This window comes from Phocaeicola sartorii JCM 17136 = DSM 21941, assembly GCF_054653615.1.
The window spans coordinates 788,965-801,709 of record NZ_BAAIFW010000005.1; the positions used below are offsets into that span (position 1 = coordinate 788,965).

The following is a 12,745-nucleotide window of genomic DNA, read 5'->3' on the forward strand; positions in this document are numbered from 1 at the left end:
TTTAATCTCTTTTTCTTTTCGTTTTAATTTGTATTTTTGTCCCGTCAGCAAAATGAAATAATACCTATGAAAAAACAATTACTGGTCTTTTTAACAATATGTTGTTTCCCGTTTATGCTAAATGCACAAATGCCGGAACGTACTCCCGAGAATATTGCAAAATACAAAGCATTGTGCCGTACTCATATTTATAAAGATATGAAAGGTATGTATCGTGAAGCCGGAGGAGCTTTAATCTTTCCGTTCCTTGCTCCGGGAAGTAATCAATATTTGGATATGCTGTGGGATTGGGACTCTTGGTTGAGCAACATCGCTCTGCGTCAAATCTTATTAGAGAACGGCACGGAAAAGGATAAGCAGGAGGCCCTGAAGTATGAACAGGGATGCGTCCTCAATTCCTTGCACTATGGAGGTATGGACGGTTGGATCCCTATCTGGATAGAACGGAATGCCCCTAGCCGCGAAGAAATGTTGAAGACACGAAATCCTTGGAAAAGCAATATGCATAAACCTACATTGGCACAACATGCCGCCTTTATTGTCCGCAATATGAACGGGGATGCGGAGTGGTTGCGCGATGATTTTTATACGTTGCAGGCATTTGTCTGTAAATATTTGAATTTCCATCGTCACAAGGCTACCGGGTTATTCTATTGGGAAACTGATGAGGCTATCGGAGTTGATAATGATCCCAGTACGTTTTATCGTCCTCAGGGCAGTTCGGGATCCATCTTCTTGAACGCGTTGATGTATCGCGAATTACAGGCTATGGCATACTTGGCCGGCTGTCTGAATTTGGATGATATAGCAGTTTCCTTTGAGAAAGAAGCGGCGGTATTGAAAGAAAAGGTACAAGAGCACTGTTGGGACCCGCGTGACCGTTTTTATTATAGTGTGGATTTGAATCTGCTTCCGGTGGAGAAACCGGATATAAAGGGGCTGCACCCGGGACAACTATTTTTACACGTAGGGCAGCCGCGTGATTATGATTGTTTGATCCAGCGTCTTAGTGTGTGGAGTGGATTTATGGCAATGTGGGCTGAAATAGCCACTCCTGAGCAAGCAAAGGAAATAGTGCGGATTCATTTTCATGATACTTGCTCCTTTAACGCTCCGGCGGGAATCCGTACGTTGTCTCCTTTGGAAAAAATGTATAATGTACATGCCAGTGGGAATCCGTCTTCCTGGCAGGGTCCGGTTTGGATTAATGTGAATTATCTGGTCTTTCGTGGATTGGTGAAATATGGATTTACGGAAGAGGCCCGGGAATTGGCGGAAAAGACCATTTTACTTTTGGGACGTGACTATGAACGCTTTGGGGCATTACATGAATATTATCTGCCTGATAATGGTGAGCCGGTATTGAATAAAGGTTTTCAGAACTGGAATTTACTGGTGTTGAATATGGCTGCATGGTTGGATGGGAAACCGTTTGTTTGTGAATTCTAGGCAGAACCGTTTTCGTTGTACCGGCCTTTAGAATAATTTGATGATGGAAAACACAATAAAGTTAAAATATATATGGTGTGCTTTGTTCTTACTTCTTTATTGGGGGGGTGCTAAAGCACAGCCTATTTGTGTCGCACGCCAATATACTGTGAGAGACGGGTTGGTTCAGAGTAATCCGGCACAAATACTTCAAGGGCATAATGGTTTTATATGGGTCAGCACCTGGAATGGGGTGAGCCGGTTTGATGGACGCGATTTCGAAACTTTTCAGTTTGATTCTCTTTTGAACCAGCACATGCAGCGGCTGGAGAATACGGCCGACGGCAATTTATGGATGATTGCATACGATCGTCATAGCCTGTATTTATATGATATTCGTGAGAATAAGCTGATCAATGTGCTGAAACAGTATGAACAACATTTTAATACTCCGTTGCAAATAGAAAATTTGTATCCTTTATCCAAAGGGGTTACTTGGGCTACTTTAAATAATGGAGGGTGTTTCAGAATTTCAGATAAAGAGTGTACTATCCCTTCGGGAATTCAGTATATTACAGCGATTGATGATGTGGAACTGGGGAAAGTCAGCAAGGTCTTTGAAGATAAACAGGGAGAGGAATGGGTGTTTAGTGACAAGGGGGTTAGCATATTGGGCAAGCGGACCATTAGTTCATATCCCTTTTCTATGTTCGAAACTATGGATAACCTTGTTTTTCTTGCTGCACAGAATGGCAGGTTAGCCTATTATGATGTACATACCATGCAATTCAATATTGTTCCTTTTCAAGAGAAGATCCAGCATATAAACGGAATAAAGGCTTTGAAAGACAATAAACTGGCTGTTTTGTCCGATGAAGGCTTGTACGTCTGCCGTTTTCCTGACCTGACGATGGAGAAATATGATTTCTCTCTTCCGGAACATGAGGATGCGGCTGTGAGAAAAGTCTATCAGGATGCTAAAGGCTTTCTATGGATCTTTACCGGATTGCCGGGAATTATCCGGCTTGATCCGGAAACCGGAGTGAAACAATATTTGAATACTCCTTCCGAATACGTGGCTTCTTCTCCGGAAAATGAACTCTTTATTTATGAAGATCCTAATGGAGTGGTCTGGACTATTCCTTATAAAGGTATATTCAGTTATTATGATGAAAAGAGCCGGGAACTGAAAGTTTATTTTACGCCGGGAAGAAATCATATTCCTTATTCTCCTATTATTAAAACAACTTATGTTGACAAACAAAATAATTTGTGGATCAAGTCCCAGCGCTCATTTATAAAAATGTTCTTTCCGCCCAACCCCTATACTTATAAGGAGTTGGACGATTATTTTGATACAAAATCATTTCTGTTTGATAGTGGCGGGCATTTGTGGATTGCAACAAAGAAAGGGACGATACGTATTATGGATTCACAGAAAAACTTACTGGGTTATTTGTCGCCTGATGGGGAACTGATTCAAACGGAAGCAGTTTTTGCAGAAGGTGGAATCTATGTCATGAAGAAGGATCAGGCTCAGACCATTTGGATTGGCAGTAAGGAGAACGGGTTGTTCAAGCTTGTTCCTCGGAGTCGTCCTTATCATTATGAGGTATATCATTATATGAATAATCCGTCGGATCCTTATTCCATCAGTGACAATAAAATATCATGCATTGATGAGGATCATAACGGGCGTATTTGGATTGGCACTTACGGTGGCGGATTGAATTTGGTTGAGGAAAAGGAAGATGGGACGATACGTTTTATTCATGCGGAGAATAAGTTGTCCGGTTTTCCTATTAATCGTACCAACAGTGTTCGTTGCATGGTGGAGGGGCCCGGTCATACGATGCTGGTGGGTACGATAGAAGGCTTGATCACTTTTTCTTCCGATTTTTCGGATTATGAAAACATCCGTTTTTATCTTAACCGTCCTCGTCCGCAGGCGGCTGACGGGTTGTGTAGTGCTGATGTGATGGCTGTTTTACGGACGACAGATGAAACTATCTATTGTTATTGTTATGGAGGTGGCCTTTGTAAGTTGGTTTCATCCAATCTATTATCTGATGAACTTCGGTTCCGGTCGTTCGGCAAAGAGACATCTCCGTTGGCTAGAGCCTTGATTGAAGACAAAAATCATAATATATGGATCGGTTCGGAAACGGATATCACTCTGTTTGATGTGCACAATCATACTTTTGAATCTTTTGGAGAGACTTTTTTCAATCGCTCTTTTAATTATAGTGAATGTCTTCCGGTTACGGACAGGCAAGGAGATATTATAATGGGTACGGAAGGCGGTATGCTTGTCTTTCCTCCGGACAGTGTAGTCAAGCAGACTCATGAATCTCCTATTGTAGTGACAGGCATAAAATATTCGGAGGATAATTTATCTCATGTATTGAATGATGCGGATTATTTGGAGATTCCTACCCGGCGGCGGAGTTTTACAATCTCATTTGCTGCGCTGGATTATACTAATTCTTCGGACATCGAGTATGCTTATAAGTTGGATGATAATCAATGGTATTATATAGGCAAGAAGAACTCGGTTAGTTTTGTAAGCCTTCCGGCTGGAAGATATCAATTTCAGATAAAGGCAACCAATGGGGATGGGATTTGGATGAATGCTGTTAAAACAGTTACTTTACAGGTGTTACCCACCTTTTGGGAAACCGGTTGGGCTAAGGCTTTTTATATAGTTGTTATCTTGGTGATATCTTTGGCTATCGGATATATCTTTTTCTATATTTATTATTTGAAGCATAAGGTAAATATGGAACAAAGATTAGCGGAAATAAAGGTACGTTCCTTTATTGATATCTCACATGAACTGCGTACTCCTTTAACCCTCATAGCCGGTCCGGTATCCGAAGTGTTGTCCCGGGAACCTTTGACCTCCCGTGCCCGGCAGCATCTTCAATTGGTGCAGAAAAACATCAGCCGGATGTTGTTGCTGATTAACCAGGTTCTGGACTTCCGGAAGATACAGAATAAAAAAATGGGCTTGACTGTTGAATATCGGGATATCCTGATCATGCTTCACGATATAATGGATAATTTCCGGTTGTTGGCTACAGAGAAGAATATAAATTTCACTCTTCAGACAACGTTGTCTTCTGTCTTTTTATGGATAGACTGTGATAAGTTCGAAAAAATTATCTTTAACTTGCTTTCCAATGCTTTTAAATACACACCGGATAATAAAGCGATAACGCTGATTGTGACGGAAAGCGGGCAGTTTATTTCAATTGCAGTGAAAGATGAAGGTGTTGGCATTCAAAAAGATAAAGTACCGTCTATATTTGAGCGTTTTACTACCATATCCAAGGAAAATGACATGCAGCCTTCATCGGGTATAGGGCTTTCGCTGGTGAATGAATTGGTTAAAATGCTGCATGGGGAGATTCTGGTAGAGAGTGAAGTCAGGAAAGGAAGTGTGTTCAAGCTGGTTTTGCAAAAGGGAAAAGAAATATATGCCCGGGATACAAATGTTGAATATATATTGAACGACACTTCGGAAGAGCAGGAAACAGCTTTGGTGGAACCGGAACAAAATGATGGAACATCTTTGCCGGATATGGTTTCGGAGGCAAAGGTACCTTTAGTAAAGGTGATGGTAGTGGAGGATAATGCGGAGCTGCGCCAGTTTATGTGTGACATATTGTCGGATGCTTACCATGTTGTCGGAGTTGCGGATGGTTTGATGGCTTTGGAGGAGATGGAAAAAGAAACTCCGGACTTTATTATAACAGATATTATGATGCCGCGTATGGATGGCATTGAATTGATCAGGCACATCAAGGAGAATGTCAACACTTGTGATATCCCTATTGTTATCCTTTCTGCGAAGTCGTCTGTTGAAGACCGTATTCAAGGATTGCAATTAGGAATTGATGATTATATACCTAAGCCCTTCAGCAGCGATTATTTAAAATCAAGAATCGAGAACTTGATCGCGCAAAGAAAAGCACTTCAGTCGGCTTTCTTGTCAAAGTATGATGCTCAGCCGGAAAAAGCACCCATAGAGGCTATTGCTTATCCTGTATCACAAATCGTTCCTTTGGATGAGCAGTTTATGCAGAAACTGGTAGGTTTTATGGAAGAGAATTACAGTAATCCCGGGCTGCGGGTTAATGATTTGGCAGAGTTTATGAATATGAGCCGTTCTGTTTTTAACCGGAAAGTGAATGGTGTCATTGGTGTTTCTCCGATAGAATATATAAAGAATTACAGGCTGAATAAAGCGAAGAGTTTTATACAAAGTGGCATGTCTTTTTCCGAGGTGGCTTTTGCGGTTGGCTTTTCTGATCCCGGTTACTTTGGCAAGGCATTTAAAAAAGCATTTAATCAGACCTTGACTGAGTATAAAAATAACAATTAAGTTTCGTTTATTGTCGTTTGTGAAAGGATATAGCAAAAAAACACCTTATTAATGTAAGATTTTACCTTTGGTTCTCAAGGGTAAAATCTACCTTTGCACTCATTGACGCAACGTGAAAAAGTTCCGGAAGACTTTGAATGAATATAATTTTTAAATACAGGATAGGATGAGTACAAAATTTTATGTAATGGTTGTTTGGGTGCTGTTAAGCTTTGTGGTAAAAGTAAATGCACAAGACAGCGTGGAGTGTTGGGATCGGTTTGAACTGAGTTTTAAACAGGCTGCAAAAGGGAATCCTTTTGATACACGTCTTTCAGCTACTTTCGTTTGTGGAAAGGAAAAGAAAACGGTGGAAGGGTTTTATGATGGTGAGAATACTTATAGGATACGGTTTATGCCCACTGCCGCTGGGGAATGGAAGTATGTCACATCTTCCAGTATAGGGGCCATGAATGGTCGGAAAGGTACCTTTACAGTGATGCCCGCCGGAAAAGATAATCATGGCATGGTGTTGGTGGATGGAGAACATAACTTTAAATATGCGGATGGCACCCGTTATTATCCGATGGGTACGACGGCCTATGCATGGACACACATGAAGGAAACGACTCAGGAAGCTACTTTGAAATCGTTTGGTGAAGCCGGTTTCAATAAGGTAAGGATGTGTGTGTTTCCTAAAAATTATTCATTAGTGAAAGACGAACCCGCGCTTTATCCTTTTGAAATAAAGAAGATTATAAAAGACCAAGAGGGAAATGAAAAGAAAGAATGGGACTTTGACAAGTTTGATCCGGCTTTTTTCCAGCATTTGGAGAAACGGATAGATCAGTTGAACCGCTTGGGGATTGAGGCGGATTTGATTCTTTTCCATCCTTATGATAAGGGAAGATGGGGCTTTGATGCTATGTCGAATGAGGTGAATGTACGTTACATTAAATACATTACCGCACGTTTGGCTTCTTTTAGAAATGTATGGTGGTCTATGGCGAATGAGTGGGATTATGTAAAAGCTAAAACCGTGGACGATTGGAAAATGTTGGCGAAAACCGTGGTTGAGAATGATCCTTATCGCCATTTATGTTCCATTCATGGGGCAACGGCTACTTATTTTGAGTATTGGATGCCTGAATTTACCCATGTCAGCATACAGGATGAGGCACCGGTGCTGAGCTCTACCGCTTCTGCCACTTTAAGAAAAATCTATCGTAAACCGGTTATCTGTGACGAGGTTGGGTATGAAGGGAATCTGCCTTATCGTTGGGGAAGGTTAAGTCCGCAGCAGATGACTTATTTTATTTTGAATGGTTTGCTGGGAGGAATTTATGTCACTCACGGTGAATGTTACCGGCAGGGGGGCGAGCCTATCTTTTGGGCGCAGGGCGGTCCTTTAAAAGGTGAAAGCTGGAAACGGGTGAAATTTTTAAGAACGATCCTTGAGGCTGCTCCCCATCCGTTGGAAATGGCGGATATCAGTCGTGATCTGGTTACTTCTACTGCCGGACCGGGCTATTATCTGGTCAATATGGGAAAGGATGTGAAAGATTTCTGGGCTTTTAATCTTCCGGTAAAAAATGCGGATTATGGCAAATTGCAAAAGAATAAGCGTTTTAAAGTGGAGATTATTGATGTATGGGCCATGACTGTCACGGAATATCCTGTAATATTTGAAACAACGGAAGAATTGGATTATCGTGTTTTTGATATACAGCATCGGGGGGTAAGAATTCCGGATACTCCTTATATTGTTCTTAGAATAACAGAGGTGAAATGATGGGAGAAGCCTTCTGGTGGGCGATGATTGGAATTTTTAATCATAAAAAAGGCTAATAGTTTTCGATTCTTTTTGTTTTAGCTTAAATTTGCGGTATAATTAATTCCCTAGATATACTAAAATGTTAAATACAGTAGAAGAAGGATTGGAAGATATTCGCCAGGGCAAAGTCTTGATCGTTGTTGATGACGAAGATCGTGAAAACGAAGGCGATTTTATTGTTTCAGGAGAAAAGATCACTCCCGAAATTGTAAATTTTATGATTACTCATGGCAGAGGCTTGTTATGTGCTCCTCTGCCACGTTCACGTTGTGAAGAACTTTGTCTGGCTCCGATGGCGGAAGAAAACACTTCGTTGCTAGGTACGCCGTTTACCATGTCAGTAGATTTAAGAGGATATGGCTGTACTACGGGGGTTTCTGCTTTCGACCGTTCGGCGACTATAAAAGCTTTGGTGGCAGGAAATCTGAATCCTTCCGAATTTGCTCGTCCCGGTCATGTTTTCCCTCTGTATGGTGCGGAGGACGGAGTGTTGGAGCGTAACGGACATACTGAGGCCACACTGGATATGACTCGGATGGCAGGCTTGAAACCCGGAGGGGCTCTTGTTGAAATCTTGAATGAAGATGGCACAATGGCGCGCCTTCCCCAACTATGTGAGGTGGCGGCAAGGTTCGGCCTGAAAATTGTCTCGATTAAGGATATTCAGGAATATCGTAAAAAACATAACCTTTAAATCTGATAAACATGGCACTCAATCAAAGAAGAGTAAAGATCTTGCATCTGATTCGTGAAGACGGACATGCAAAAGTTCAGGAACTTAGTAAGATTTTCAATGTGACGGATGTGACGATCCGTCAGGATCTGGAAGCCTTGGAACAAATGGGATATGTCCAAAGAGAGCATGGAGGTGCGTTTCTGAAAGGAGTGGGATCGTTTGCCAAGACCGGACAATTGTTCAATCAGACTCATTTGGAAGAAAAGAAAGAAATCGCTCAGAAAGCTATTCAGTTTATTCAGGAGGGGGACAGTATAATTCTTGATTCCGGTTCTACAACTACAGAGATCGCAAAGCTTTTAATGAATTATAAAGACCTGACAGTCATTACCAATGCATTGAATATAGCTTTGATTTTAGGTGAGAATCATGGTATTAATCTGATTGTTACCGGAGGTGAGTTCAAGGCTCCGACGCTTTCATTGACGGGGAAAATGGCAGCCGATTCATTTAAAGATATACGCGCTAATAAGTTGTTTCTGGCTACAGCCGGTATTTCTTCGGATATGAAACTGACTTATCCCAGTTTAAGTGATTTGGTGGTGAAATCTGCTATGATAGAGTCTGCCGATAAAGTATATCTGGTGGCTGACTGTTCAAAGATAGGAGTCAGCGCTTTTGCTAGTCTGGGTTCGGTCTCATTAGCCAATGCCATTATTACAGATAGCACTATAACCGAAGAAGATTTTGAAAGACTGAAAGAGTTGGAGGTCGAAGTTATCTGATTCTTGCTGAGATAAAGGTAATATGGGGTGATTGAGGATGTGGGTAAAACGTCCTTGATCACTTTTTTTTTATCACTTTTGATTTATACTCCCCTGCTTGTGCCTGTTTTCTTTTTTTATAACTGTTCTGTTGGGTACAAAACAGATGATCGGAAAGTCTTATCTGTATTAGATATAACCTTGTTGACAGAATAAATGAATGATTCCAGTTTACCGGTTGTATGAGAATATACTGTTAATATAATTAAATGTGTTTTTATTTTCTTTCGTTTAGTTTTGGATATTTCCGATTGAATGCCGTTCTTTGCGAAAAAATAAGAAAGTAAACAATAGGAATATGCAAGTTAAAACGTTAGAATTGCAATCGGAGAAGAATCGGAAACGATTGGTCGAGATTGTGTACAAAGCAAAGGCAGGGCACATTGGGGGGGATCTTTCGTGTCTTAATGTGCTTACGGCACTTTATTTTGATATAATGCGTGTTTGGCCGGACAAACCAAAGGAAACGAAAAGAGATCGTTTTGTAATGAGTAAGGGACACTGTGTGGAGGCTTTATATGTCACTCTTGAGGCGAAAGGTTTTATTTCTCATGAGGTGACCGATACTTTAGGAGAATTCGGATCTATATTGTCCGGCCATCCTACCATAGAAGTGCCGGGCATTGAGGTCAATTCCGGAGCTTTGGGGCATGGGTTGTCTATCGGGGTTGGAATGGCGATTGCAGCTAAAATGGATAAAGCTGATTATAAAACCTACGTGTTGATGGGAGATGGTGAGCAAGGAGAAGGTTCTATCTATGAAGCGGCTATGGCAGGAAATCAATATAAATTGGATAATCTGGTAGCCATTATTGACCGTAACCGTCTGCAGATCAGCGGTACGACTGAAGAGGTCATGTCATTGGAGAGTATGCGCGACCGTTGGACGGCTTTCGGCTGGGATGTATTGGAAATGAACGGAGATGAGATGGAAGATATCATCCGGACTTTCCATTCCATTGATTATACAAATAAAAAACCTCATTTGCTTATTTCCCATACCACAAAGGGCAAAGGGATTTCCTATATGGAAGGCATCGCAAAATGGCATCATGGTGTGCCTACAGCCGAGCAATACGAAGAGGCTGTTCGTGAGATATCCGGAAGAATTGAAAAACTAGAAAAAGAAAACAATGGCAAATAATATGATAGCGTGCAGAAAGAGTTTTACGGATACATTGCTGGAGTTGGCTCATCTGGATAAAGATATAGTGGCAGTTACAACAGACGCCAGAGGTTCGGTAACTTTAGGAGATTTTGCGAAAGAACTGCCCGGACAGTTTGTGGAATGTGGAATAGCCGAGCAGGATGCGGTAGGGATATCAGCGGGTTTGGCGCATAGCGGAAAGAAAGTGTTTGTCTGTGGTCCGGCTTGCTTTTACGTGGCACGTAGCTTGGAACAGGTAAAAGTGGACTTGGCTTACAGTCAGAATAATGTGAAAATATTGGGAGTGAGCGGTGGCGTGGCATACGGTGCTTTGGGGGCCACTCATCATAGTTTGCATGATATTGCCGTGTTGAGAACATTTCCGGGAATGAATATTGTTCTGCCTTGTGATGCCCGCCAGACACGCAAGTTGGTCAAATTATTAGTCGATTACCCTGAACCGGTATATGTGCGTGTAGGAAGGGCTGCCGTTCTCGATGTGTATGAGAATGATGATTTTGAATTTGTTCTGGGAAAAGCCAATACGTTGCTGGACGGTACGGACTTGACCATCATTGCAGCAGGTGAAACCGTCTATCATGCTTATCAGGCGGGACTGATGTTGCAGGAAAAAGGCATTTATGCGCGTGTGCTGGATATGTCTTCCATCAAACCCGTGGATACTGAAGCTATCAAGAAAGCGGCTGAAGATACGGGACGGATTATTACTGTAGAAGAACACAGTCAGTTTGGCGGATTGGGTGCTATTGTTGTCGAGACACTTTCTGAAAATCCGGTTCCGGTTCGCATTATCGGTATTCCTGACGAGAATGTAGTGCATGGAAAATCCAATGAGATTTTTGCTCATTACGGACTGGATAAGGAAGGCATCTGCAAGGCTGCTCTTGAATTCGTAAAGAAATAAAAATATCCTCTTAAATCTAATAGTATGACCAGTAGAATTATTACCATAGACCAAAGTACTTCGGCAACAAAAGCGATGTTGTTTTCAGAAAGTTGCGAATTATTGCATCGGGTGAATATAGAGCATCAGCAGTTTTATCCGCAGGCAGGATGGGTGGAGCATGATGCCGAAGAGATTTATAAAAACACGATAGAAGCGATACATTGTTTGCTGGAAAAAGAAGAAGTGAATGGAGGAAATGTTTCTTATTCCCTTGCTATTACCAATCAGCGTGAAACAGTGGTGGTATGGAACAAGCAGACCGGAAAGCCCGTTTATCATGCGGTGGTATGGCAATGCCAGCGAGGTGCAGCCATTTGCCAGGAACTGAAAAACAAGGGATACAGCCAATTGGTGCAGGAGAAAAGCGGTCTGCTTATTGATCCTTACTTTTCGGCCAGTGGTGCCAAATGGATTTTGGATAATGTGGAAGGTACCCGTGAATTGGCCGGAAAAGGTGATTTGCTGATGGGAACCATTGACTCTTGGTTGATTTGGAAACTGACCGGAGGGAGAAATCATCTGACTGATTATACGAATGCGTCACGTACCATGCTTTTTAATATTCATACGTTGGATTGGGACGAAGAGTTGCTGCAACTCTTTACCATTCCCCGTAGCATGATGCCGAAAGCTTTGCCTTGTGACTCTGTTTTTGGGGAGACAACCCTGGAGAACTTATTTGAATCTCCTATACAGATTGCGGGTGTCCTGGGGGATTCCCATGGAGCATTGACCGGTCAGATGTGCTTTGAGGCAGGCATGGGGAAAGTGACTTATGGAACAGGATCTTCCGTCATGGTCAATATAGGTGAAGAAGTGGTTGCTGCTCCCGAAGGACTGGTTACCTCCGTTGGATTCTCGGCTTTAGGCAAGGTATATTATGCTTTCGAGGGAAACATTCATTGTACGGGTGCCACTATCAAGTGGCTGGTAGAAAAACTGGGCTTGGTAGACTCGTTCAGTCAAATAGAAGCATTGGCAACCTCGGTTAAAAACAATGATGGTGTCTATCTGGTTCCCGCCTTTACCGGATTGGGAGCTCCTTGGTGGAAACCGGATGCTAAAGCTGCCATTTGGGGAATGACACTGAATGCCGGGAAGGCGCATGTATTGCGTGCCGGATTGGAATCTATTGCTTATCAGGTAAAAGACCTCATAGACATGATGACCCGGCAGGCTGGTATTGAACTGAAAGCGCTTCGCGTTGACGGAGGTCCCACAAAGAATCAGTTCCTGATGCAATTCCAGGCCGACATGTTGCAGGCCGTCATTAACCGTTCGGAGATAGAGGAAGCTTCTGCGTTGGGGGCTGTTGTCATGAATGGTTTTGCCCGCGGCAAGTGGAACAGTTTTCAGGAGGCGGCTGCCATGCGTACCATTGATAATTGCATCACTCCCTGTATGGATGAAAAAGAACTTCAATCCTTGTATAGCGGATGGCGTGAGGCTGTAAAGAAAGTAATAGGACAGAATAACTAACTGAATATATCGTAACTTTTAATA

The 12,745-nt window shown here is 42.2% G+C and carries 8 protein-coding genes; all 8 read left to right on the forward strand.

Annotated features, from left to right (window positions below):
• Positions 1-66 precede the first annotated feature (66 nt).
• The 8 genes from ACYQ0C_RS03480 (at position 67) to ACYQ0C_RS03515 (ending at position 12,721) form a co-directional block, all read left to right on the forward strand.
• Positions 67-1,449, forward strand: a complete 1,383-nt coding sequence (locus ACYQ0C_RS03480) for an MGH1-like glycoside hydrolase domain-containing protein (RefSeq protein ID WP_016278277.1) — start codon at positions 67-69, stop codon at positions 1,447-1,449.
• A gap of 43 nt (positions 1,450-1,492) precedes the next feature.
• On the forward strand, positions 1,493-5,815 hold the full coding sequence (locus tag ACYQ0C_RS03485; RefSeq protein WP_016278278.1) for a hybrid sensor histidine kinase/response regulator transcription factor: 4,323 nt from the start codon (positions 1,493-1,495) through the stop codon (positions 5,813-5,815).
• A gap of 166 nt (positions 5,816-5,981) precedes the next feature.
• Positions 5,982-7,586, forward strand: a complete 1,605-nt coding sequence (locus ACYQ0C_RS03490) for a DUF5060 domain-containing protein (protein ID WP_016278279.1) — start codon at positions 5,982-5,984, stop codon at positions 7,584-7,586.
• A 121-nt stretch (positions 7,587-7,707) separates the two neighbouring features.
• Complete coding sequence (ribB, locus tag ACYQ0C_RS03495) at positions 7,708-8,322, forward strand: 3,4-dihydroxy-2-butanone-4-phosphate synthase (RefSeq protein WP_016278280.1); 615 nt, start codon at positions 7,708-7,710, stop codon at positions 8,320-8,322.
• A gap of 11 nt (positions 8,323-8,333) precedes the next feature.
• Positions 8,334-9,089 (forward strand): DeoR/GlpR family DNA-binding transcription regulator, encoded by a 756-nt coding sequence (locus ACYQ0C_RS03500; protein ID WP_016278281.1) that lies wholly within the window; start codon positions 8,334-8,336, stop codon positions 9,087-9,089.
• 337 nt (positions 9,090-9,426) lie between these two features.
• On the forward strand, positions 9,427-10,272 hold the full coding sequence (locus ACYQ0C_RS03505) for a transketolase (RefSeq protein ID WP_016278282.1): 846 nt from the start codon (positions 9,427-9,429) through the stop codon (positions 10,270-10,272).
• A complete protein-coding gene (locus ACYQ0C_RS03510) occupies positions 10,262-11,200 on the forward strand; it encodes a transketolase family protein (RefSeq protein WP_025076920.1) in 939 nt (312 codons plus the stop codon). The genes ACYQ0C_RS03505 and ACYQ0C_RS03510 overlap by 11 nt, the downstream gene beginning before the upstream one ends.
• 24 nt (positions 11,201-11,224) lie before the next feature.
• Complete coding sequence (locus ACYQ0C_RS03515; protein ID WP_016278284.1) at positions 11,225-12,721, forward strand: FGGY-family carbohydrate kinase; 1,497 nt, start codon at positions 11,225-11,227, stop codon at positions 12,719-12,721.
• Positions 12,722-12,745: the final 24 nt, after the last annotated feature.